The 24,360-nt window shown below is 69.8% G+C and carries 16 protein-coding genes and 2 pseudogenes; 13 read left to right on the top strand and 5 right to left on the bottom strand.

The genetic code is table 11. The features are described 5' to 3' along the window. Positions 1-246 precede the first annotated feature (246 nt). From ACTWP8_RS08530 to ACTWP8_RS08520, 3 genes are all read left to right on the top strand, one after another. Positions 247-4,896 (top strand): DUF6531 domain-containing protein, encoded by a 4,650-nt coding sequence (locus tag ACTWP8_RS08530; protein ID WP_443321538.1) that lies wholly within the window; start codon positions 247-249, stop codon positions 4,894-4,896. Between the two features lie 58 nt (positions 4,897-4,954). Beyond that, positions 4,955-5,422 (top strand): hypothetical protein, encoded by a 468-nt coding sequence (locus ACTWP8_RS08525; RefSeq protein ID WP_443321537.1) that lies wholly within the window; start codon positions 4,955-4,957, stop codon positions 5,420-5,422. 166 nt (positions 5,423-5,588) lie between these two features. Beyond that, positions 5,589-6,008 carry an ATP-binding protein gene (locus tag ACTWP8_RS08520; RefSeq protein WP_443321536.1) on the top strand — a complete coding sequence of 140 codons (420 nt, stop codon included), beginning with the start codon at positions 5,589-5,591 and terminating at the stop codon, positions 6,006-6,008. 190 nt (positions 6,009-6,198) lie between these two features. Here the strand turns inward: ACTWP8_RS08520 and ACTWP8_RS08515 are convergent. Beyond that, positions 6,199-6,376 (bottom strand): annotated as a pseudogene (locus ACTWP8_RS08515) (transposase); the annotation flags it as partial. A 204-nt stretch (positions 6,377-6,580) separates the two neighbouring features. On the opposite strand from ACTWP8_RS08515, the gene ACTWP8_RS08510 reads away from it, so the two are divergent. The 4 genes and pseudogenes from ACTWP8_RS08510 to ACTWP8_RS08495 all read left to right on the top strand — a co-directional run. Continuing rightward, positions 6,581-7,927, top strand: coding sequence for a flavin-containing monooxygenase (locus ACTWP8_RS08510; protein ID WP_443321535.1), 1,347 nt, complete (start codon positions 6,581-6,583; stop codon positions 7,925-7,927). Beyond that, a complete protein-coding gene (locus ACTWP8_RS08505) occupies positions 7,924-8,799 on the top strand; it encodes an SDR family NAD(P)-dependent oxidoreductase (protein WP_443321534.1) in 876 nt (291 codons plus the stop codon). Before ACTWP8_RS08510 ends, ACTWP8_RS08505 begins: the two co-directional genes overlap by 4 nt. Then, on the top strand, positions 8,796-8,963 hold the full coding sequence (locus tag ACTWP8_RS08500) for an aldehyde dehydrogenase family protein (protein ID WP_443321533.1): 168 nt from the start codon (positions 8,796-8,798) through the stop codon (positions 8,961-8,963). The genes ACTWP8_RS08505 and ACTWP8_RS08500 overlap by 4 nt, the downstream gene beginning before the upstream one ends. Positions 8,964-9,022: 59 nt before the next feature. Further along, a pseudogene (locus tag ACTWP8_RS08495) lies at positions 9,023-9,256 on the top strand (aldehyde dehydrogenase family protein); the annotation flags it as partial. Positions 9,257-9,276: 20 nt separating this feature from the next. Here ACTWP8_RS08495 and ACTWP8_RS08490 read toward each other — a convergent pair. The 3 genes from ACTWP8_RS08490 to ACTWP8_RS08480 form a co-directional block, all read right to left on the bottom strand. Further along, entirely contained in the window at positions 9,277-10,356 is a 1,080-nt protein-coding gene (locus tag ACTWP8_RS08490) for an AraC family transcriptional regulator (protein ID WP_443321532.1), read from the bottom strand. 78 nt (positions 10,357-10,434) lie between these two features. After that, positions 10,435-10,839 carry a hypothetical protein gene (locus ACTWP8_RS08485; RefSeq protein WP_443321666.1) on the bottom strand — a complete coding sequence of 135 codons (405 nt, stop codon included), beginning with the start codon at positions 10,837-10,839 and terminating at the stop codon, positions 10,435-10,437. An 81-nt stretch (positions 10,840-10,920) separates the two neighbouring features. Next, on the bottom strand, positions 10,921-11,580 hold the full coding sequence (locus ACTWP8_RS08480; protein ID WP_443321531.1) for a TetR/AcrR family transcriptional regulator: 660 nt from the start codon (positions 11,578-11,580) through the stop codon (positions 10,921-10,923). 168 nt (positions 11,581-11,748) lie between these two features. Here ACTWP8_RS08480 and ACTWP8_RS08475 point away from each other — a divergent pair, with 168 nt between their 5' ends. The 4 genes from ACTWP8_RS08475 to ACTWP8_RS08460 all read left to right on the top strand — a co-directional run bounded on the left by ACTWP8_RS08475 (position 11,749) and on the right by ACTWP8_RS08460 (position 19,107). Next, complete coding sequence (locus ACTWP8_RS08475) at positions 11,749-14,556, top strand: penicillin acylase family protein (protein ID WP_443321530.1); 2,808 nt, start codon at positions 11,749-11,751, stop codon at positions 14,554-14,556. A 174-nt stretch (positions 14,557-14,730) separates the two neighbouring features. Continuing rightward, positions 14,731-15,648, top strand: a complete 918-nt coding sequence (sph, locus tag ACTWP8_RS08470) for a sphingomyelin phosphodiesterase (RefSeq protein WP_443321529.1) — start codon at positions 14,731-14,733, stop codon at positions 15,646-15,648. 339 nt (positions 15,649-15,987) lie between these two features. After that, positions 15,988-17,205 carry a helix-turn-helix domain-containing protein gene (locus tag ACTWP8_RS08465; RefSeq protein WP_443321528.1) on the top strand — a complete coding sequence of 406 codons (1,218 nt, stop codon included), beginning with the start codon at positions 15,988-15,990 and terminating at the stop codon, positions 17,203-17,205. A 270-nt stretch (positions 17,206-17,475) separates the two neighbouring features. Then, positions 17,476-19,107 carry an AMP-binding protein gene (locus ACTWP8_RS08460; RefSeq protein WP_443321527.1) on the top strand — a complete coding sequence of 544 codons (1,632 nt, stop codon included), beginning with the start codon at positions 17,476-17,478 and terminating at the stop codon, positions 19,105-19,107. Between the two features lie 24 nt (positions 19,108-19,131). Here ACTWP8_RS08460 and ACTWP8_RS08455 read toward each other — a convergent pair whose 3' ends face one another. Continuing rightward, positions 19,132-20,541 (bottom strand): MFS transporter, encoded by a 1,410-nt coding sequence (locus ACTWP8_RS08455; RefSeq protein WP_443321526.1) that lies wholly within the window; start codon positions 20,539-20,541, stop codon positions 19,132-19,134. 421 nt (positions 20,542-20,962) lie between these two features. On the opposite strand from ACTWP8_RS08455, the gene ACTWP8_RS08450 reads away from it, so the two are divergent. Continuing rightward, positions 20,963-22,561 (top strand): acyl-CoA carboxylase subunit beta, encoded by a 1,599-nt coding sequence (locus ACTWP8_RS08450; RefSeq protein ID WP_443321525.1) that lies wholly within the window; start codon positions 20,963-20,965, stop codon positions 22,559-22,561. Between the two features lie 69 nt (positions 22,562-22,630). Continuing rightward, entirely contained in the window at positions 22,631-24,355 is a 1,725-nt protein-coding gene (locus tag ACTWP8_RS08445; protein ID WP_443321524.1) for a fatty acyl-AMP ligase, read from the top strand. The last annotated feature ends 5 nt before the right edge of the window (positions 24,356-24,360 follow it).

Below are 24,360 nucleotides of genomic sequence, written 5' to 3'. Positions count from 1 at the left end.
GGGTTGCATAAGCCGGTGCCCGGGTCGGCGCGGTCGGCGGAGCGGATCGAGAAGAAGAAGTCCAATGATCGTGGTCGGGATGACCTCCACCGCTCCTGGTACCCGTCACAGTGCGGCCAAATCCCGCCAATATGGCGGGTGTTGAGACTGAGAGTGCGGTCACTATGCTGGCCGGGCGATCAGTGCAAATGGGCGTTTTGGTCCCGCCTGCCCGCGGGGCCTCCCCACGGCGAAAGGTGCCACCCCATGACGATCTACACCAGGCCCGAGCACGAGATCTTCGGTGACCTGCCCGGGTATGCGTACGCCGGACATCGCGTGCACACCGCCATAGGCAACTTCGTGCGGTCCGAAATCGACTTACCAATGTCGGACGCCTTACTGAGCTGGCGCCGGACGTACAACTCCCGCAAGACGGACGAGGGCGGCGAGGGCGCTCTCGGACCCGGGTGGACCCACTCCCACGGCGCCCGCCTTGAGTTCACCGGGCCGGACACGGTCCGCTTCCACGATGTGAACGGGCGGGTGCTCACGTTTCACCGGCGTGCGGACGGCTCATTCGACCGCCCGCAGGACATCGACGCCGACCTGGTCGCGGCGGAGGGCGGCCGGTTCGGCTTGCGTTTCTTCCATGGGGAGACCTGGACGTTCGACGCGTCAGGACGCCTCGTGGAGCTGGTGGACGATGGCCGCACGGTCACCTTGAGCTATGAGAACGACCGGCTCGCGCGAGTGGAGCACTCCACCGGACAGTGGCTGGCCCTGGCGTACGACGACAGCGGCCACGTCGTCGAAGTGACCAGTGACGACGGCCGGTCGGTGAACTATGCCTACGACGGCGGTGCGCTGCGTGAGGCCACGGCCCCGGGTGGGGTCACCACCCGCTACGAGTCCGACGCCGACCACCGCATCACACGCGTCACCGACGCGGACGAGGTCGTCGCGGTGGTCAATAATTACGACGCGCGGGGCAGGGTGGCCCGGCAGGAACTCGCGGGCGCGGGCGCGCTCGACTTCGCCTACGACGAGGAGCACGGCCGCACCACGGTGACCCACGCCCCCTCCGGCGCCGTGAGCGGCTACGTGCACAACGCCGACTGCCGCGCCGTCGAGGCCATCGACGCACTGGGCCACTCCAGCAGCATGGAGTACGGGCCCGACGGCCGCCTGGTCCGCGCCGACCTGCCCGGGGGCACCACCCTCGAACGCGGCTACGACGACGGGAACCTCGTCTCGTCCACCGCTGGCGGCGCCACCGTCCGCTACGCCTATGACGAGCACCGCCGCCTGGTCCGCCTGACCAGCCCCACAGGCGACGTGACCCGGTACGCGTACGAGGGTGACAGCCACGTGCCGGCCACCGTGACCGGTCCGGACGGGGCGGTCACCCGCTTCGAGATCAGCGGCGGCCTGGTGGTGTCCCGCACGGGACCCGACGGCGACTCGGCCCGCTACCGCTACGACGAGCGCCGCAATCTGGTGGAAGCGGTGAGCGCCGACGGCCAGCGCACCAGCTACGACTACGACAGGGTCGGGCGCCGGACCAGGATCGCCGAGCCGACGGGTGAGACGACCACGATCGAGTACGACAATGCCTCACGCCCCGTCTCGCTGACCGACACCGACGGCAACACGGTCACCCGGGCGTACTCAGCCACCGGCAGGCTGCTCCGGCACACCGACGCCGAGGGGTCCGCCACCACCTTCACGTACGACACCGCGGGGCGGCCGGCCTCCCGTACCGACCGGGAGGAGCTGGTCACCACGTTCGAGTACGACGAGTCGGGCCGCCCCTCGGCGCTGCTGCGGCCGGACGGTGTCCGGATCACCTCGCGGTTCGACCAGGCCGGGCGGCTCGTGCGGGTGGACGAGCCCGACGTGGGCGCCACCACGTTCGAGTACGACCCGGCCGGCAACCAAACCGCGATCCACGCGCCCGGCGGCACGACGTCGATGACCTTCGACGCCCGGGGAAACCAGACCTCGCTGACCCTGCCCGGAGGGGTCACCACCCGCTTCTCCTACGACGCGGCGGACCGGCTCATCGACCGGGTCGACGCCGCGGGGGCGCACTGGGGAACGGCCTTCGACAGCACGGCGCGCACGATCACCTACACCAGCCCCGATGGCGCACGCCGCAAGAAGATCCTGGACGCCCAGGGGCGCGTGAGGGAGTCCATCGACGCCCTGGGGCGCCGCACCGAGTACCGCTACGACACCAAGGGGCACCTGGCCACGGTCATCGACCCCGAGGGCGGGCGTACCCACTTCGCGCGCGACGGGCTCGGCCGGGTCGTCGCCCGGACCACCCCGGCGGGGCTCACGACCCGGTACAGCTACCGCAACGGACGGCTGGTCGCGGTCACCGATCCCCGAGGCTGGATCACCCGGTTCCGCTACGACCGCAACGGGCGGCGCACCCAGATCATCACGCCCTCGGGAGCGACCACGTCCTTCGCGTACAACAAGCGCGGAGCGATCACCAAGGTCACCGACCCGCGCGGCGGCGTGACGACCTACGCCTACGACAAGGCCGGCCACCTCACCAAGGTCACCGACGCCAAGGGCGTCACCACCACCTACGGCTACGACAAGGCCGGACGGCGGGTGAAGAGCACCGACCCGCTGGGCCGGACGACCCGCCGCACCTTCAACCGGCAGGGCCGCCTGGAGTCGATCCGCAACCCCGCGGGAGACGTGATCCACTTCGCCTACGACGACGCCGGTCGGCTGGTGCGCCGGTGGACCGACGAGGGCGACGAGGTGACCTACGCCTACGACGAGGCGGGCCGCCGCGTCGGCATGACGGACGCCACAGGCACCACGCACTACACCTACGACGCGACCGGGCGGCTGACCACCGCCACCTGGCCCGGCGACGACACGTACACCTGGCACTACGACGCGGCCGGACAGCTGCGCGAACTCACCTACCCGGACGGCGAGTCCGCTGCCTACCGGTACAACCTCAACGGGCAGCTGATCTCGCTGAGCGACTCCCAGGCCGGGGAGGCCGTCTACGCGGTCGACCCGGACGGCCGGCTGATCACCGAGCAGCTCCCCGGCGGCTGGGCGCGCCGCTACGGCTACGACGGCGGCCTGCTCACGGCCTTCACCGAGATCCGCGCGGGCGTCACCGCCGCCCAGGTCACCCTGGCCCGGGACAGCGAGGGCCGGATCACCCGGCACGCCGAGGGCGAAACGGTGCGGGAGTTCGCGTACGACCCGGCCGGGCAGCTGGTCGCCGCCCACCGGTCCGGCGCCGGGAAGACGGTGCAGACCCACTACGGCTACGACATCGCCGGCAACCGCACCATGACGGTCACGGACCAGGCGGCCACGCGCTATCTGTACGACGCCGCCGACCAGCTGGTCGCCATCGAGTCCACGGGGCGGCGCATCGGCTACACCTACGACGGCGCCGGGCGGCTGACGCGGGCGGACGACGGCGACATCAAGCACCGCATCACCTACGACGGGTTCGGCCATCCGGTCCGTACCGTCACCAGCCGCGCCTGGGCCGTCGAGCGGGCCGAGATGCGCTACAACGGCGACGGGTACCTCGCGCGCTGGCGGGGCCGGACCGGTGACGACTCCGCGCCGCACACCGAGGTGTGCTACCAGTGGACCGTCGGTGACACGCTGCCGCAGATCCTCCACCAGCGGGTCGACACGCAGGTGCCGCAGGCCGGCCACACCGCGCCCCTGGGCCGCGACCTGGCCACCGCCCGATTCACCTACGGCTACGCGCGCACCTTCGCCAGCACGCAGTACGACTCGGTGAACTTCGCCCGGGACGCCTACGGTTCGACGCTCGCGACGCGCTCGACGCTGCCGTGGGCGCAGAGCGGGACCTACGACAGTTTCGGTGCCACCCTGGGTGCGCAGATCCTGCCGGAGCCGCACCTGAGCGCGCGCATACCGCAGTTCGGCTACCGCGGCGAGCTGGCGTTCGGCCCCCTGCTGAACCTGCGCGCCCGCCACTACGACGCGACGCTCGGCCGCTTCACCACCCGCGACCCCATGACGGCCCTCGGCAAAGGGACGCTGGCCAACCACCCCTACGCGTACGCCCACAACGACCCGCTGAACCGGTCGGACCCCCAAGGCACCTGGCCGGTCCCCGTCCAGGCGGCCGCCGACCTGGTCAGCAGCGTGCTCCAGCTGCCGCTGACCGGCTGCAGCGAGTGCCAGAACCCCGGCAACGGCATCGAGTCCCACCCCAAGTGCTTCCAGGGCAGGGCGTGCCTGTACACCCGAGGCTTCTTCACCGAGGAGCAACTGAACGCCGACCCCGACGCGCTGGTGGACATGTGGCACAGCGGCGAGCGGGAGGGCATGGGCCATGCGCTGGCGCTGTACGAACTCAACGGCCGTCGGCAGGGCTTCTGGCGCGGCCTCGGCGAGGACTTCGGCATGGGGCGCGCGATCAGCGAGGACGTCGACTGGGAGGTCGGCACCCGCTCCCGCCACGACCCTCCGAAATGGTTCCGGATGGACATCCTGACCGACGAGGAGAACGTGTTCGAGGTCAAGCAGTGGACGGGCAGCGGGACCTACTGGGAGGTCGAGCAGCAGCTGGACAGGTACCTGCTCAACGGCGCGCTCCGGGACCTGCTGCTGTTCAAGGGCAAGGAGCTCCAGGACTGGGCCGACTCGGTGGACGTCATCACCGGCCTGCGGTGGCCGTGGAGCGAGGAGATCGTCTACGTCTGGGGTCTGGGCAACTCCGAAGGGCACATCTACGTGGCCAAGGACGAGGACGACGACCGGCTGAACGACGACATGAAGAGCAAGGCCGACGAGAAGCGCGCCGCACGCGAGCTGCAACAGCACAACCGGGATCCACTGATCCCCATCCCCGGCATCCGCGTCCCCGTACCGGTACCGGTGTAACCGGACCGCAGTACGGTTCAAGAAACCCCAGACCGGTAACCGCCAGCGGGAGTGGAACATGCCGGACACCCATGAGCCCGAAGACGTCCGTATTACCCAGGACCTGCGGGACAAGCTCTACGACTTCGCCGACGTCACCTTCAGCATCGCCACCGACGCACCAGACGACCGGCTCACGCCCGCGATCCGCGACATCTGGGACGCCCTCTGGGACGTGGGCAGCACCACCCCTTTGCCAACGGGAGACATCCCGACCCCCTCCTACGTGTCCGACCCGATCAGCATCAGTCGCGGAACGTGGAAGATCACAGTGGACTTCGGGCACGCGCCGAGGGAGGAGCGTAGCAGGGCCCCGGAGGTGATCGCGGCCGTCCTGAGGCGGCACGCCGCCACCCCGGCGGTCCTGGACGCCACCCACCTCACCGAGGAGGAGTACGACCTCACCAAGGAGGAGCCGGAACCGGCCGTGGAAGGCGTCGACCCCGCCTCCCAGCAGCCGAGGCTGTTCCGCAGGCGATCCGTGTGAGGCGGGCCGGGCTGAAGGCGCCTGGCGGGCGAAAGCCCAGGCCAGGCGCCTCTGGTGGGGAGTCTGTACCGTGCCAAAACCCGGATCCGGCCTGTGGCCTGGCGTGATTCCTGGTCCCTCAGGCTGCTCGGTGGTACTCGCTGATGAGGCCGCCGAGGAATAGACCGTGGATCTTGGTCGGGTGACTCCGCGCACGCCGGGCCAGATTCGGCGCGTCATCGGCGTCCTTCTGGCGGCCTGGGGCCATGAAGGGCTTCTGGATGACATCCAGTTCGTGGCGACCGAGTTGGTCACGAATGTCCTCAGGCACGCCACCGGCCGGTGCATCGTCGTGCTGGTGGCCGACAGGCTCGGCGCCCGTCTCCATGTGCGTGATTACTCGATCGGGACTCCGGCAGAGCGTCTTGCCACCGACGTGGACGAGGACGGGAGAGGCCTCTGTGCGGTGGAGGCGTGCTCCACGTCTTTGGGCGTGCAGCGGCTCACGGACGGCAAGATCATTTCCGCGTTCCTGGCAGCGCCGGGACCGGGACCAGCGCAAGGTGGTCAACAGCGCGGAGTTCCTCTGGAAGCGGTCGGGCGCTAGGTGCGGGGCCAACGGCGTGGAGCAATCGCTGGACTGCTTGTTCGAGGGCGGTGTCGCTGATGGCGAAGCACAGTCGTAGACGGTCGGGGGCACCGAAGAACTCGCCGGGTACGACGGCGAGGTGGGCGACGTCGAGGAGCCAGGCGGCGAGCTCGCGGGCAATGGTCCAGCGGTGGCGGTTGGCGGTGGACGGCCGCAGTTGCTGCCATGTACGGCCTGACGTGGCCACGAACACGATCGCCGTCAGCACTTCCCGATCGCCATGCCGACGGCCGGCCGCCGCCCTGCGGCCGTACCGGAGCCGGCGGAACCACCCGCTGGAACAGCTCCCACAACTCATCCGGCACCAAGCGCTCCACGATCCCCACCCGTGGAGACTACCGAAAACGCCAAATGAGATGAGCTGTTAGTCCACCGATCAAGTCGTTCGATCAAGTCGAGCTTGCGGGCCATGGCGGCCGTCCTCTGGCCGCTGAGGTCCCCTCTGTGGCCGCGCGGGTCAGTTCCCGCCGAGCGCCGGGTGCATAGGTTCCCGGCAACGCCTGTGAGGCGCCAGGAAAGGAGGCGGACCGGTGAGCGAGACCCAGTACGACACGTGTGTGATCGGGGCGGGACCCGCGGGGCTGGCGGTGGCGAGGGCGCTGGCGGAGCGGGAGTTGCCGTACACGCACATCGAGCGCCACTCGGGGCCGGGAGGGCTCTGGGACATCGAGAATCCGGGCAGTCCGATGTACGAGTCGGCTCACTTCATATCCAGCAAGACGCTGTCCGGCTTCGGCGGCTATCCGATGCCGGACCAGTTCCCGGACTATCCGTCGCACCGGCAGATTCTGTCCTACCTGACGTCGTTCGCCGAGGCATACGGGCTGAAGGAGCGGGTCGAGTTCGGCACCGAGGTCCGCAGCGTGGAGAAGAACCCGGACGGCACCTGGACGGTCACCCGGGCCGACGGGCAGGAGAGCGTGCACCGGCAGGTCGCCATGTGTACGGGCGCGCAGTGGCACCCCAACATCCCCGATCTGCCGGGCGACTTCACCGGCGAGATCCGCCACACCGTCACCTATCGCAGCAGTGACGAACTGCGCGGCAAGCGGGTGCTGGTGGTCGGCGCGGGGAACTCCGGCCTCGACATCGCCTGCGACGCGGCCCGGTCCGCGGCCCGGGCGGTGATCAGTATGCGGCGCGGTTACTGGTTCATCCCCAAGCACCTGTTCGGCCGGCCCGTGGACACCATCGCCGCCGGCGGCCCGCACCTGCCGATACGGCTGGAGCAGCGGCTCTTCGGCGCACTCCTGCGGATAGTCAACGGCGACCCGCGCCGCCTCGGCCTGCAGAAGCCCGACCACAAGCTGTTCGAGACCCACCCCGCCGTCAACTCGATGCTGATACACCACCTGCAGCACGGGGACATCACCGCCAGGCCCGGCATCGCCCGCACTGAGGGGAGGACAGTGCACTTCACCGACGGCACCAGCGACGATTTCGACCTGATGCTGCTGGCGACCGGATACATCCACAAAGTCCCTGCAGCGCAGAAGTACTTCGGTGATGAGCAGCACCCGGACCTGTACCTGTCGTCCTTCTCCCGTGAGCACGAGGGCCTGTTCGGCGTCGGTTTCGTCGAGACGGACGCCGGGGCATACCGACTCTTCGATGCGCAGGCACAGTTGATCGCGTCCTTCATCCAGGACGCGCGGCGCGGGCTGCCGACCGCCGAACGCTTCGCCCGTATGATCCGCAACGACCGGCCGGACCTGTCCGGCGGACTGAAGTTCGTCGACTCGCCCCGCCACACCGGATACGTCCACAGCGACGCGTTCGTGAAGTACCTGACCAAGGTCGCCGCCGGAATGGGCTGGCGCACTGAGGGTCTGCCGCCTCGGGTGACGTCCGTGCGCCGGGAGGCGGTGACGCCGTGACGTACGACCTCCGTGACAAGGTCGTCGTGGTGACGGGCGGCGCCGGCGGCATCGGCAGCGCCCTGTGTCACCGGTTCGCCTCCGGCGGTGCCCGGCTCGTCGTGGTCGACATCGATAAGGTGCGGGCCGAGCGGACCGCTGCCGGCCTGCCCGGGAGTGGGCACGTCGGGCTGGGGTGCGACCTGCTGGACCGCGCTGGTGTGGAGCGGATGGTCGACAGCGTCGCCGCCACCCACGGCCGTATCGACGTCCTGGTCAACAACGTCGGCATGACCAGCGCCGAACGCTTCGACGTGCGCAGCGTGGAGAGCATCGAGCGGGAGATCGACCTCAACCTGCTCTCCCCGCTGGTCACCACGCGGATCGCCATTCCGCTGCTGCGGGCCTCCGGTGACCCGCGCGTGGTGACCACGGTGTCCCTGGGCGGGATCTTCCCGCTGGGCGAGAGCCCGATCTACACGGCGTCCAAGTTCGGGCTGCGCGGCGCGATGCTCGCCATCGGGCTGGATCTGCGGGGCAAGGGCATGAAGGCCGGTTCGGTGCTGCCGTCAGCGACCGACACCCGGATGCTCCGCCAGGAAGCCGTCGACGGCGGGAACTCCATGCAGTTCCAGGACCGGCCACAACAGCCCGCGGACGTCGTCCGGGCGGTCGTGAGCCTGCTGGACAAGCCCCGCCTGGAGGCCTACGTCCGGCCCGGCGAGTCCCGGCTGGTCCGGTTCGCGATGCTGGCGCCAAACCTGCTGCCGAGGCTCTTCCCGCTGTTCCGCAAGCGCGGCGAGCGGGGCATGGCCCGCTATCTCGAGGACCTGCGTCGCAGGGGACTGGCCCAGGAGGTCGGCGGTCGTTGGGAACTGGCGGAGGAAGCATGAGCGGGACGAAGACGGACTCGATGGACCCGGGCGAGAAGCTCCGCGTCGTGAATCCGGCGACCGGCGAGCTGATCGCGACGGTGCCCGCCGCGAACGCGGGCGATGTAACGGCGGCGGCCAAGCGGGCGCACCGCCTGTTCCGGAGCGGTGTCTGGTCCGGGTAGTCGCCGCGGGAGCGTGCCGCGGTGCCTCACTGGTACGGCGCTCGCCAGCGACCTCCGTTGACGCCACCGAGTACTGGCTCGCCGCCTCCGTGTGGACTCGCGACATCGACAGGCGATCTGACTGGAGCGGGGCATCGAGGTCGGCGTGGTCTCGGTCAGCGCCTACGGCGAAGGCGACATCACCACGCCCTTCGGCGGCTGGAAGCAGTCCGGGTTCGGCGGCGCGGAGAAATCCGCGGACCCCTTCGCGCAAGTGGACCAGGGAGAAGACGGCCTGGATCCGCACCCGCTGACCGAGTGGCGGGCGCCCGGCTCAGGTGCGGGCGCGCCCTTGGTAATTCCCGGGCTCTCCGCGCAGCTGCGCCGGAGTCGCGCCGTGCCAGCGGTGCACCGCGCGCCGCAGGGCACGCATGTCGGAGAAACCGGCCTGCCGGGCCACGTCACGCAAGGTCAGCTCCGGTCGGCGCAGCAGCTGTTCGACCCGCTCGCGGCGCACTCCGTCGACGACCGCCTCGTACGTCGTGCCGCACTCGGCCAGACGACGGCGCAGGGTGCGCTCGCTGGAGGCGTGCCGACGAGCCTGCTCGAGGAAGGACGGCACGTCGGGGAGGCTCTGCGCGATCGAGACCTCCAGCACCTCCAGCAGGTCCTGCTGGTCGCGGCGCGATGCCAGCTGTTCCTCCAGCAGTTCCATGACCGCGGCGTAGGTGACGGGGTCACGGCCCGGCATCGGCCGGCGGGCCCATGCCGTGGGGAACACCAGGCGGCTCTCCGCGGCGGCGAAACGGACCGGGCAGCGGAACAGCTCGGTGAACGGACGCGTGTCGCGCGGGGCGGGGAAGGCGAACTCGACGCTCTGCGGGGCGAAATCGTCTCCGACACTCAGGCGTGTGAGGGTGACGACGCTGACGAACGCCTCCTCGGCCAGGAAAACCGCGACCGGCGGATCGAGGGCGGGGTCGGGCAGGTCGGCCCGCAGCACATAGCCGGGGTTCTCCGGCCCGGCCGACCAGACCACCATGGTCCCTGACAGGTTCTGGAAACGCACACCCGTCTCGATGGCGTCCCGCAGGGTGTCGGCGGCCATCTGGGCGAAGCCGAGCAGACCCCAGGCGGTCAGGTGCTGCGCCGCACCAACCCTCAGGCCCAGGTGCGCGTCGCCGGTGAGCTCCACCGCGCGGCGGATGACGGCGCTGCCCTGCCGGTAGGAGACCCGCAGCGCGGCCGAGCGCATCACGGTCTCGTCCAGCCCCACGCGGGTCAGTTCGGGCTGGAGGTCGACGCCGCACCCCTCGGCGACCGGGGCGAGGTAGCGCAGGATGTTCGGCGGAATGGTCGCCGAGGTGCTGCGACTGGTTCCCGAAGCGTGTGCCGGGGCGGGGCTGTGGGTCATGGCGTTCCTTTTGACCAGGGCTGGCCGTCCAGCCGTCGCCCACATGCACAACCTCGCCCCCGCCGCGTGATCCCCAAGTCAGCACAGCGCTCTGGCCTTGCCGTTCTTCGGCATCATCAGCGAGGTCGTCCCTGGCCGGCGGCGAGGTAGTCCGCGTACTGGCGTGGCATCTCTCGGCGCCCAGCCGGTGCTGGACGAGGAGGAAGGTGAGGTGGGCTCTGGCAGCACCTCTTCTGGTTCTTCGGCCATCCCGAGGTGTACATGATCTGGCGGCGAGGAGCCGTCGAGCTCGGCGCGCAGCGTGTCCCGCGCCGAGGCTTCCCCGCATCCCGTCCGAATCGCCGGGTGGAATCCCGCGAACATCGCATAGACGACGTTGCCGAAGAGCGTGTAGTGGAAGTGCGCGACCACGAGGTTCTGGCCGCGGCGTCGGCAGATTGAGGGTGCCGCAGTCGACAGGCATGAGTGACTCGTGCTTGTCATCGCCGGCCTCCCCGGTTTCCCTTACCGGATCCGTGCCCGAGTCGGCTGGTCCGCACCTGGAAACAGCAGGTGCGTGACAGGTCAGGACCGGTAGCGGGGGTCGGCGAGGACGTCCGTGAGGTAGAGCGTCACGATGCGCTTGGCCTCTGCCAGTGTCGCCGGGTCTCCTTCCGGGTCCGTCCTGAAAGCCAAGTGCAGGAGTGCTTCGGCGGCGTACACCCCGGCCCGGCAGGCGGTGGCGAGCGCCGGACTGTCGGTCAGGCCCTCCCGTGCCACCAGGATGTGCCGTACTCCGTCCGCGACCGCGTCGTTGTTGGCGGCGTCGGTCGCCAGCAGTTCGGGGGTGAGGTGCCGGCCGATCCGGATGGACAGGTAACCGGGATTGCGGCGATACAGCTCGACGTAGCCGTCGAGGACGCTGTCGACCAGTTCGGGCCAGGGCGCTGTGCTCGCCTGCTCCACCAGTGCGGTCATCGCTGCGGAGGACGCCTCCATGTACCGCCGCACGACCGCCGTCAGCAGGGCGGACTTGTCCTCGAAGAACTGGTACACGGTTCCTGTCGGCACCCCTGCCTCGTCGGCGACCCGGCGGATCGTCAGCGCCTCGACTCCTCCGGTGTCCAGGATCTGCCGCGCGGCGGTCAGGATCGCTTCGACGCGCGCCTTGCTGCGTGCCTGCCGGGGCGCCTTGCGCAACCCGCTGGCGGAGAAGTGGTCGGTGATCGTTTTCCCCTGTGTCATAAGTGGTGGCGTCCGGGCGGGAGTTTACGCCGGTCACCCCCTTCTGCGATCGATGACCGGACGTCGTCCGGCAACGGCTGTCCCTCAAAAGTAAACATGATTCGCGTTCACCTTTACAAGGGGTGCGCCAGCAAGTACGGTCCTCTGCACCCCCCAGGAGGTTCTGGTATGAGACTTCGTTCCCTGATTCCCAGAATGGCCGCGGCGTTGCTCTTGCTGAGCACGGGCATAGCGGCGGCCTCTACCCCGCAGGTCCTCGCCGACGCTCCCGTGACCGACTACTGCGGAGATCAGTGCAGCGACATCCTGCCCCCCGGCGAGAACGGCAACGCCACTCTCGCCGACATCATCGCGCACCGTGCGTTCGGCACCCGCCCCCCGCACACCGACGACCAGCTCGGCCGGTACGGGGCCCTGGCCGACGGCTATCCGTCGGTCACCGACGCCGCCCTCGGCAAGTTCTTCAACAAAGCCGCCTTAGGTGTGGCGCCGGACCAGGTCGCCTCTGTCGACAAACCGCGCTCCGACGTCACCATCACACGGGACAAGGCGACGGGCGTCCCGCACATCAAGGGAACCACCCGCTCGGGCACCGAGTTCGGCGCCGGATATGCCGCGGCGCAGGACCGGCTGTGGCTCATGGACGTCTTCCGGCATCTGGGCCGGGGCCGACTCACGTCGTTCGCCGGCGGCGCTCCGGCCAACCAGAGCCTGGAGCAGGAGTTCTGGCGCGTCGCCCCGTACACCGAGGAAGACCTCCAGCGGCAGGTCGACCGGATGGTGGCAACAGGCGGCGAGCGCGGCAGGCAGGTGCTGGCTGACACGCAGAGCTATGTGGCCGGCATCAACGCCTACATCAGCAAGGCGAAGGCCGGCCGTTACTTCCCCGGCGAGTACGACCTGACCGGGCACGTCGACCCCATCACCAACGCTGGGGACATCGAGCCGTTCAAGGTGACCGACCTGATCGCGCTGGGCTCGGTCGTGGGCTCGAAGTTCGGCTCCGGTGGCGGCGGTGAGGTGCAGGCCGCGCTGTCGCTCATGGCGGCGCAGGCCAAGTACGGGGTCGCCGAGGGCACCGAGGTCTGGGAGTCGTTCCGTGAACGCAACGACCCCGAGGCCGTGCAGACCCTGCACGACGGGCAGTCGTTCCCCTACGCGGGCAAGCCCGCCGCACCACAGGGCGTCGCACTGCCCGACCCCGGCTCGGTCGTCCCCGAGCCGATCGTCTACGACCGCACCGGTTCCGCCGGGTCCCCCAAGCCGGCCCACACGCGGGTCAAGGCGCCTGCGAAGCTCAAACCGCTGCGAGGCGTGTTCGACGACGGCGTGCTCCCGGCCGACCTGCTCTCTACGCCCCGGAAGGGGATGTCCAACGCGTTGGTCGTATCCGGCAGGCATACCAAGAGCGGGCACCCGGTCGCCGTCTTCGGGCCGCAGACCGGGTACTTCGCCCCCCAGCTGCTGATGCTTCAGGAGCTCCAGGGTCCGGGGATCAGCGCTCGCGGCGCTTCCTTCGCCGGCCTGAGCATGTACGTCCAGCTCGGCCGGGGCCAGGACTATGCCTGGAGCGCCACCAGCGCGAACCAGGACGTCACCGACACCTACGCCGTGGAACTGTGCGACCGCAACGGCGGCACACCCACGAAGGACTCCACCTCCTACCTGTCGCACGGAAAATGCGTGCCCATGGAGAAGCTCGAACACGGCAACTCCTGGTCGCCGACGGTCGCGGACTCCACCGCCGCGGGCTCGTACCGGATGCGGATCTACCGCACCGACTACGGCATCGTGGCGTACCGCGCCACACGAAACGGCAAGCCGGTCGCGTACACCACCCTGCGCAGCTCCTACCGGCACGAGGCCGACTCGCTCATCGGCTTCCAAATGCTCAACGACCCCGCCCATGTGCATGACGCGGCGAGTTTCCAAGGCGCCGTCCAGCACATCGACTACACGTTCAACTGGTTCTACGCCGACTCCAAGGACACCGCCTACTACAACTCCGGCAGCAACCCGGTCCGCGCCGCAAACGTTGACGCAGCGCTGCCGGCCAAGGCCGAACCCGCCTATGAGTGGCGGAACTTCGATCCCACCGACAACACCGCCGACTACACCCCACCCGCGCAGCACCCGCAGTCGGTCAACCAGGACTACTACATCTCCTGGAACAACAAGCAGGCCGACGACTACGCCGCGGCCGCGTTCGGCAACGGCTCGGTCCACCGCGGCAACCTCCTCGATGACCGAGTGAAACGCCTCGTCCAACAAGGCGGAGTCACCCGCGCTTCCCTCACCCGGGCGATGGCCGACGCGGCCGTCACCGACCTGCGCGGCGAGGACGTGCTGCCGGAGCTCCTCGCGGTGCTGCGCACAAAGCCGATCACTGATCCGCAACTGGCCCGCGCCGTCCAGCGGCTCACCGATTGGAACGATCACGGGAGCAAGCGCCGTGAGAGCTCACCCGGCTCCCACACCTACGCCGACTCCGACGCCATCCGCATCATGGACGCCTGGTGGCCGCTGCTGGTCAAGGCCGAGTTCCGGCCTGGCCTCGGCGACAACCTGTACCAAGCCCTGACCACCAACCTCACCACCGACGAATCGCCCTCCGGGGGCCGCGGTCCCACCGGTTCGCATGCCGGAAGCGCGTTCGAGCACGGCTGGTGGTCCTACATCGACAAGGATCTGCGCAGCGTGCTCGGGAGGCAGGTCAAGGGTGGCCTGGCCCGTCAGTACTGCGGCGGCGGTGACCTCGGCACCTGCCACGCGGTGCTGCTGGACTCCCTCAAACAGGCCGTGGCCCTGCCGGCGAACCAGGTCTACCCGGGCGACGACGGCGGCTGCTCCGCCGGTGATCAGTGGTGCGCCGACACCATTGTGCAACGGCCGCTCGGAGGCATCACCGACGACCGGATCTCCTGGCAGAACCGGCCCACCTACCAGCAGGTCGTCGAATTCCCCTCCCACCGCTAGCGACTAGCGGAATGTCCCGTGCGCCCGAGGCTACGGCCCCCACTCGACCTGAGGAGCGCCATGCGCACCGCGTTATCCCGAAATCCACGCAGCCGCGTCCGGCCCCGCCACCCCATCCGCGGACGCGTTCGGATCGCCGCCGTGCTCGGGTGCGCGACGGTCGCACTGACCGTCGTGTCTCCCACTCAAGCCAGCAGCGCCGCCGAACCTCCCACGATCCGGGTCCTCACCCACAACGTGATGTTCCTGCCCAAGGTGGTCGCGGACTACGCGACGGAGACCCGGGCGGACCTCATCGCCTCGTCGGACTACATCCGCGGGCATGACGTCGTCGTACTCGAGGAGATGTTCGACGACGGTCCGTCGGATCGACTGCTCGCCAAGCTCGCCGACCAGTACCCGTACCGCACTCCGGTTCTCGGCCGTAGCCGCAGCGGCTGGGACCAGACCGCGGGCCAGTACCAGGAGCATCGTCCGGAGGACGGCGGGGTCGTGGTGTTGAGCAAGTGGCCGATCCGGCAACGGGTCCAGTACATCTACGGCCGCGCGTGCGGGGCCGACGGTCTGTCCAACAAGGGATTCGTCTTCACCGAGCTGGATATTCGGGGCACGCCGGTATACGTGGTCGGCACCCATGTGCAGGCGGACGACCCGGTCTGCTTGCCCGGGCAGGCGGCGTCGATCCGTGCCTCCCAGTTCCGCCAGATGGACGCCTTCCTCGACGCACGGCGGATCCCGGCTGACCGGCAGGTCATCGTGACCGGTGACCTCAACGTGAATCGCTACGGCCCCGAGTACACCACCATGCTCAAGAACCTCGGCGTGGCCGCTCCGGACCAGTTCACCGGACACCGGTACAGCTACGACCCGGCAACCAACAGCATCACCGCCGACCGGGACTCCCCGTTCGGCACCCGGCAGCAGCTGGACTACGTACTGCACCGCAACGGGCACGCCCCACCCGCCGACTGGGCGAACAACACCCAGCTCGTGCACTCACCGGAGTGGACGGTGCCCCGGCCCGGCGGAACCTCCCGGTTCAACGACTACTCAGACCACTACCCGGTGACAGGAGCACCGATCGCGCCCTGACACGGAGACGATGCTGGGGCCGGCCCGGAATGGCTCTGGGCCGCCCCAGCCGAAATCGGGGGTCATCGGCGACGAAGGGCCGCCCACTCCGTTCGTCGTTCCCGGTGAGCAAACCGGGCACCCCTGGTGCCCAACTCCCCGAAGCCATCGACAAAACGGCGCCTGCAAGCCGCACACCTGCCGGACTCGCGCGACCCAGTTCCTCACAGCGGGCGGCGAGCCTCTCGCATGAAGCCACGGATCTCGTTCCTCACCGAACGCGAATTCCGGCCCATGGGCCAAGGGTGGAGGAGGGGAGGGCGCGGTCAGCAGCTACATGACGTGACTATCGAGGCTGACATGATCGATCGATTCACCACACCCGCCTCCCCGGCGCCGGCGGCGACCCTGAGCCCCGATCTTGCCGGGTTCCTCCGGCCCGAGCTGCCGTCGCTGGCCGACGAGATCGTCGAGGAAATCCGTACCTGTGTCCCGGAGTTCGCCCGGCCCCTCCAGGGGCAGTTCGGCGAGGGCATCCGGCTCGGGGTCGAGCAGGGACTGCGCCAGTTCGTCGAGCAACTCCGCGACCCCGCCGCGCCGCGTGATCAGGGCATCAAGGTCTACCGGTCGCTGGGCCGCGGCGAATACCTCGAAGGCCGCAGCCTGGACGTGCTGCAGCTGGCCTACCGCATCGGCGCCCGGGTCGCCTGGCGACGCTTCGCGCGCGTCGGTCACGAGGCGGGGGTGGCGCCCAAGCAGCTGTACGTCCTGGCCGAGGCGATCTTCGCCTACATCGAGGAGATCTCAGCGCACTCCGTCGAGGCCTACGCCGAACTGTCCGCCCGCACGGTCGACCTGGTTCAGCGCAGACGTCGCCGTCTGCTGGAACTGCTGCTCGCCGAGCCGGCCGTCACCGCTCCGCGCAGCCTGCACCAGCTTGCTGGTGAGGCGCAGTGGAAGCTGCCGACCACCGTCGCCTGCGTCGCACTCCACGAGCAATGGAGTGCCAACCACGTCCTCGGCCCCGCCCTGGGTCCCGACGTGCTGATGGATCTGGAGCGGCCGGATCCGTGCCTGCTGATCCCCGATCCCGAAGGTCCCGGTCGGATGGAGACCTTGCGCCGGGGGCTGCACGATGTGGGGTTCGCGGTCGGCCCCGCCGTCCCCCTGGCCAGGGCACCCTCCTCGCTGCGCATGGCACTTCATGCACTGTCCCTCCTGCGCCGCGGCCTCTTCCCGGGCGAACGACAGATCCACTGCGAGGACCATCTGTCCACTCTGCTGCTCCTCAGCAACGAGGACGCGGCACGGATCCTGGTCCAGCGATGCCTCGAGGACTTCCCCCAGGTCAACGAACGCCTGGCGGAAACGCTGCTCGCCTGGCTCGCCACGGGCGGTTCCATGCCCGAGGTTGCAGAGCGGCTCTGCGTCCACCCCCAGACCGTCCGCTACCGCATGCGCCAACTCAAGGAATTCTTCGGGGATCTTCTCCACGATCCCGAATGGCGATTCGACATGGAACTCGCCTTGCGCGTCAACCGCCTCTTCAAGGCCCTGGGGCGCGCATCAGATACATAGGGGCAGCTTCCCTCAAGCCCTCGCGACAGACGTAACTCGCAGAGATAACGATTGATACGGCTCGATTGGCGGCGGTCGAGTTCTGCGCTTGCGCGACAGGACACCGGATGCCGTCGTGCGCCGCCGTTGGAGTAGGGCGGAGAAAGGCCGGCGATGGCTGGACATGACACGGCGAAGCACTCGGGTACCCCCCTGGCGCAGGTAGGCGGCAACGGGCGTCAACGGCCCTGGTTCCGCCATTACCCCCTCGGAACACGCCGTCGTCCCCGGGTGCCCAACATTCCCGTCACCGCGCTGCTCGACCATGCCGCGGCCCGTTTCGGCCGCCGCACCGCCCTGGTGTTCTTCGGTCGCCGCACCAGCTACCGGGCGCTCGCTCGATCGGCCGAGCGGTTCGCCGCGGGCCTGGCCGGGCTCGGCGTGCGCGCAGGTGACCGGGTCGCCCTCATCATGCCGAACTGCCCGCAGTTCGTCACCGCCTACTACGGGACGCTCCGGCTCGGAGCGGTGGCGGTACCGGTCGATCCCCGGTACACCAGGAGCGAGCTGCAGCGTCAGCTCGTGGATTCGGGGGCCGTGGTGGCCGTCGTGTACGACGGCGCCTACGCGAAAGTCGCCGCCGTCCGGCCCGACTGCGTGATCCGCCATGTCGTCAGCGCATCTCTGGCCAATGAGCTGCCGCTGCGGCTGAGATGGCTGCTGCGGATGCCGTTGGCCCGTTCCAGAGCCCTGTGCGCCCGGCTGGGCCTCGCCGGGCCCCGTACCGCGGACGCCGTGCCGTACACGCGGCTGCTCCGCTCGCGCCCCGCGCCGGGGCGCCGTGCCGAAGACGTTCCCGCGAACCGGATCGCGGTCCTGCAGTACACCGGCGGCACCACGGGCGCGCCGAAGGGGGTCATGCTGAGCCATCGCAACCTGGTCGCCAACGCGCACCAGATCCGCAGCTGGTATCCGCAGCTGCGGGATGGCCGGGAGACCTGGATCGCCGTGCTGCCGTTCTGCCACCTGTACGGCCTGACCCTGGCGTTGCACGTCGGTGTCCTGGCGGGGGCGCGGATGGTGCTGCATCCGGATTCCGACGCCGAGTCGCTGTTGCGCTCGGCCCGCCGCTGGAAGCCCACGTTCCTGGCCGGGGTCCCGCAGGCCTTCGACGCGCTCCTCGGCCGGCCCGCCGAGGAGCGCGAAGCGCTGAGGTCGCTGCGCATCTGCGTCTCGGGGGTGATGCGGCTGCCGCCCGAGACCGTCGACCGCTTCCAGACCGAGACCGGAGCCGAACTCGTCGAGGGCTACGGGCTGACGGAAGCCGCGCCAGTGGTGCTGTGCAATCCGTTCAACGCCAACGCCCGCGCGGGCACGGTCGGTATCCCGCTCCCCGGCACCGATGTGCGCATCGCCGACGAGTACGACCCCTCACGTACGCTGCCGCCTGGAAGGGCGGGAGAGCTGGCGGTGCGCGGCCCCCAGGTGTTCCTGGGCTACTGGCGAGACCAGGCGGGCACCGAGCGGGTGCTGCGGGACGGTTGGCTGCTCACCGGTGAGATCGCGGTGATGAGCCCCGACGGGTACGTCACCGTCATCGGCCGCAGGCGCGACGTCATCAAGGTCAGCGGCTTCTCCGTTCACCCCTCGGAGGTGCAGGAGGCGTTGCTGGCGCATGGAGCGGTGGCGGAGGCGGCGGTGGTCGCCGCCCCCGACCCGGAGCTGGGGCAGGTTGTCAAGGCGTGCGTGGTGCCGCGGGCCGGAGCGGTGCTCACCGCGGAGGCTCTGCAGGTTCACTGCAGGCAGCGGCTCGCCGCCTACAAGGTGCCGACGCTCGTGCAGTTCTGTGCCGCGCCGCTGCCCCGTGACGTGCTCGGGAAGGTGCTGCTGCGTCGGCTGCTGCGCGAGGACCCGGACGGGTGACGCCACCGCCCTGCCTGGTCCCGTTCACGCTTGCGCCCTGCGGTGCCGGCCGTTCGGGCGCAAGGTGACCGCCGTGATGACGGCTCCGCACAGCACCAGGGCGGCGGCCAGGCGCAGCCCCGTCTCGTACCCGCCGAGGAACGCCTCGCCGGGTGACGAGCCGTGGCACAGCGCGCTGCTTTCCCGGCGGGTGATCACGACACCGACGAGTACCACTCCGAAGACCCCGGAGACCTCCCGTGCCGCGTTGATGACTCCGGAAGCCGTGCCGGAGCGGGCAGCCGGGACCCCCGTGATGGAGCAGACGGTCAGCGGCGTGGTGAGGCCCGAGCCCGCGCCGATGAGGATCAGTCCGGGCTGCAGGTCCGCGTACGAGGCGGTCGCTCCGGTCGCCGATACGCACACCAGCCCCGCCGCGACCATGGCAAGGCCGACGGAGATCACCAGGTGCGCGCCCACCGACGCGGACAGGCGTTCGGCCACCGGGGTGGCCACCAGCAGCACGGCGGCCAGCGGGAGGAAGACGAGCCCCGCCTCGGTCGGCGAGAAGCCAAGGGTGCGCTGCAGGTAGAGGGCGGTGTAGAAGAAGACACCATTCACCCCGGTGCCCCACATGACCTGGGCGCTGATGCCACCCCTGAAGGACCGGCTGCGGAAGGTCGCGAGGTCGATCAGCGGCAGGAAGGTGCGGGCCTCCACGGCAACGAACGCCAGGCCGGTGATCCCGGCGGTGGTGAGGGAGGCCAGGACCGGTGCGGACCCGAACCCCTGGGTTCCGCCCTCGATCAGCCCATGGGTCAGGAAGTACAGCGCCGCGCCGGACAGCAGTACCCCTGGCAGGTCGAGCGCGCTCAGCAGCCGGGGCCTGTGGCGGGGTGCGGCCGCGGGAACGGCGAGGGCGAGGAGCGCGGCCACGGCGCCGAAGGGCAGGTTGAGCAGAAAAACCCAGGCCCAGCCCCAGCGATCGGTCAGGTAACCGCCGACCACTGGCCCGGACGCCAGGGCGACAGCGAGCGCGGCCGTCCACAGCCCCACCGCCGAGGTGCGCCGCCGCTCGGGCAGGTCGCAGGCGATCACGGCCAGCGACGCGGGGATGACCAGCGCGGCTCCTATGCCCTGCAGGCAGCGGGCGCCGATCAGTTCGGCACCGCTACGGGCGACTCCGGCGAGCCCGGACGCGACCGTGAAGACGACGAGCCCGGCGACCAGGACGGGGCGCCTCCCGATCAGGTCGGCCAGTCGGCCGCCGAACAGCAGGAGCGTTCCGAAGGCCAGGACGTAGCTGGTGGCGACCCACTCCAGCCCGTCGAGCGCCAGTCCCAGATCACGCTGGACCGCGGGCAGGGCCACATGGACCACGGTGTTGTCCAGGGTCGTGATGAAGCCGCCGAGTGCGATCACTGTCACGACGGCCCAGGAGCGCGAACCGCTCATGACGCGCTCCTCTCCCGGTATCGCGGACTTCCGCAGCGGTAAGTTAACCGTTTCCGATCGGGTATTGCCGGGGCATGCGGCAATTCGTTCCACAGCGACAAGGGCAGGCGGATTCTTTGTCATTCACGGAGCACTTCGCGGCACTCGACAAGTCCGGCGCCGGATGGGACTGGTGATCCTCCCGCGCATGAGTGCTCGGAGTTCCGTGTGCGCAGCCTCCGCGAATGTCAGGACCTCGACGGCCCCTGCCGGGAAGCGCGCTGCCCGGCATGGTTGATCCCTGCCATCGCGTGATTGTCAACACGGTGACAGAATCTTCCAGCCGAATCGTCACTGAGCCCACTTCCGGCGGTGAGATTTCTTCGTGGATTCTTGCCGTCCCCGGTATTCCCGGGAATGTCAGACGGAGAAGGCGTTATAGATGACAGGACTTACCTCGGCCGAACCGGGTGAAATACCGGCGCGCAGTGCGGCGGAGCACTGCCGCGAATTGGTCAGGCGCCAGGAACAGGCCGGCACGGGCGGATCGCAGGCAGCCGTGCAGCGTCAGCACGCTCGCGGCAGGCTCACCGCGCGGGAGCGGATCGCCCGGCTGCTCGACAAGGGTTCGTTCACCGAGACCGACGCGTTCGTCCGGCACCGTTGCACCTCCTTCGGCATGGCGGCCGACCGGCGCGACGGCGACGGGGTCGTCGTGGGCCACGGAACCATCGACGAGCGGCCGGTCGTGGTGTTCGCACAGGACGCCACCGTCTTCGGCGGCAGCATGGGAGAGGCGTTCGGCGAGAAGGTCCTCAAGGCCATGGACCACGCGCTCAAGACCGGATGCCCGGTCATCGGGCTCAACGACTCCGGTGGCGCCCGGATTCAGGAAGGCGTCGTCGCTCTCGCGTACTACGCCGAACTCGTCCGCCGCAACGTCCGCGCCTCAGGCGTCATCCCACAGATCTCCCTGATCCTGGGGCCCTGCGCCGGAGGCGCGGCCTACTCGCCCGCGCTCACCGACTTCACCGTCATGGCCGAGGGCATCTCGCACATGTTCGTCACCGGCCCAGAGGTCATCAAGTCGGTGACGGGGGAGCGGACCACCGTCGAGGAGCTCGGCGGCGGCCTCACCAGCGCGAGCGTCAACGGCAACGCGCACTACCTGGCGGCCGACGAGGACGACGCCTTCGACTACGTCCGGATACTGCTGTCCTACCTCCCGTCCAACAACGCCGCATCACCACCGCGCTACCACGCACCGGCCGACCTGTCCGTCACCCCCGAGGACCGGCGCCTGGACTGCCTCGTGCCCGACTGCCTCAACCAGGCGTACGACATGTGCGCCCTGGTCCATCAGGTCCTCGACGACGGGGAGTTCCTCGAGGTCCACGAGCGCTTCGCGCGCAACATCGTCTGCGGCTTCGGCCGGGTGGAGGGCGCGAGCGTCGGGATCGTCGCCAACCAGCCCCTGCACCTGGCCGGAGCCCTGGACATCGACGCATCCGAGAAGGCCGCGCGCTTCGTCCGTTTCTGCGATGCCTTCGGCATCCCGCTGCTCACCTTCGTCGACGTCCCCGGTTACCTCTCCGGGGTGCAGCTGGAGCGCAACGGCATCGTCCGCCACGGCGCCAAGCTGCTCTACGCCTACGCCGAAGCCTCCGTCCCCAAGATCACCGTCGTCGTCCGCAAGGCGTATGGAGGCGGCTACGCGGTGATGGGATCGAAACACCTCGGCGCCGACGTCAACCTCGCCTGGCCAACTGCCCGGATCGCCGTGATGGGCGCACAGGGAGCGGTGAGCATCCTGCACCGCCGTGCCCTCGCCGACGCCGAGGATCCGGAACAGCTGCGCACGGAACTGATCGCCGACTACGAACGCGACGTCGCCACGCCGTACCCCGCGGCCGAGCGCGGCTACCTCGACGCGGTCATACCTCCGCACGAGACCCGCCCGCGGATCATCCGCGCACTGCGCGCGGTGCGTGACAAGCGCCGCCCGGACCCGCAACGGCTGCACGGCAACATCCCCCTCTGACTTCTCTGCCGCGCCCTTCCAGCCCGGGCGCCACCCCCAACGCCCCCACGAACATCTCACGGAGCCGTCATGCCTCCCGCGCCGCTGCTGACCGATCACCTGGACCACTGGGCCGCCCACCGCGGCACCGAGTGGGCTCTGGCCGCCGTCGAGTTCCCTGTCGGTGACATGACCGGTTCCCGCCGGTCGCTGACCTGGAGCCGTCTGCGTGCTCGCGCCCTCGCGGTGGCGGACCGCATCGCACGGACCGCTCGTCCCGGCGACCGCGCCGCCCTGCTGCTGCCGCAGGGACTCGACTACGTTGCCGCATTCCTCGGCTGCCTGTACGCGGGCGTGGTCGCGGTCCCGCTGTTCACCCCCGCCCTGTTCGGCCACCAGGGCAGGCTCGCCGCCGTCCTCGCCGACGCCGCGCCGCGCTGCCTGCTCACGGACTCGGGCACCATGCAATCCGTCCAGGCCTTCGCCGACCGGTACTGCCGCGAGGCGGTGGTGATCGCCGTGGACCGGCGGCGCGACGCCACCGGGGCGGCAGAACGGGAGGCGCCGGCCGGCACACCATCGACCGACCCCGACTCGCCCGCCTATCTGCAGTACACCTCGGGATCGACACGGACGCCCGCAGGAGTGGTCGTCAGCCACCGCAACATCGTCGCCAACGCACGCCAGGCGGTCGACGCCTACGTCGGCAGAGGCCGCCTCACCGCCGTCGGCTGGCTGCCGCTCTTCCACGACATGGGGCTCGTGCTGAGCGTCGCCGCGCCCGTGACGGGAGGCTTCCCCTCCGTCCTGATGGATCCGTCGGCGTTCCTGTACCGGCCGGCCCGCTGGCTCCGGTTGCTCGCCCAGTACCCCGGGTCAGTGAGCGCCGCACCGGACTTCGCCTACGACTACTGCGCCAGGCGGGTCAGCGCACGCGAGGCGGCATCGCTGCGGCTGCACCGGGTCACATGCCTGATCAACGGAGGTGAACCCGTCCGCTGGCAGACCGTGCAACGCTTCCACGAGGCGTTTGCCCCCAGCGGGTTGCGGCCCGAAACTCACTGCCCCTCCTACGGCCTGGCCGAGGCCACCGTCTTCGTCTCCGCCGATCGGCCGGACCGCGTGCCCACCCATGTGGCCGTCGACCGCGACGCCCTCGCCGGAGGCAAGATCGTGACCGTCGGTTCGGACACTCCGCAGGCCGCGCACTTCGTCACCTGCGGCACCCCGGCCGGGCAGCGGATCCTCATCGCCGACCCGGAAACCGGTGCCCCCCTGCCCGACGGTGAAGTCGGCGAGATCCGGGTGCAGGGACCGAACGTCGCCGCCGCATACCAGAACCGCCCTGACACCTCCGAGGAAACGTTCCAGGCGCGCATCCCCGGTGAGGACGGTCGATGGCTGCGCACCGGCGACCTCGGCGCCGTGCACGACGGCGCCCTCCTGGTCACGGGCCGGCTCAAGGATCTCGTGATCGTAGACGGGCGCAACCACTACCCGCAGGACATCGAGGCAAGCATCGAAGCGGCGCTGCCGGTAGGCCGACACCGGACGGCCGCGTTCACCGTCCCGGCCGAGGGAGGCGATGGCGGTGAGCGGCTTGTGGTCGTCGCGGAGCGCACGGGCGGGACCGGAACGGTCTGCTGGGACGCCGTGCAGATCACCGCCGCCGCCCGCGCCGCCGTCTCGGCCGGCCACGGGCTGCGGCTCGCGGACCTGCGGCTCGTCCCACCCGGCGCGGTGCCCCGCACCTCCAGCGGCAAGATCTCCAGGACCGCCTGCCGCGTCCGCTACCTCGAAGGGGCCTGGACGTGACCGGC

The sequence above is a fragment of the Streptomyces sp. 7N604 genome (genome assembly GCF_052245475.1).
Classification (GTDB): domain Bacteria; phylum Actinomycetota; class Actinomycetes; order Streptomycetales; family Streptomycetaceae; genus Streptomyces.
The sequence above is the reverse complement of the archived record's forward strand: the minus strand, read 5'-3'. Positions and strand labels throughout refer to the sequence as shown.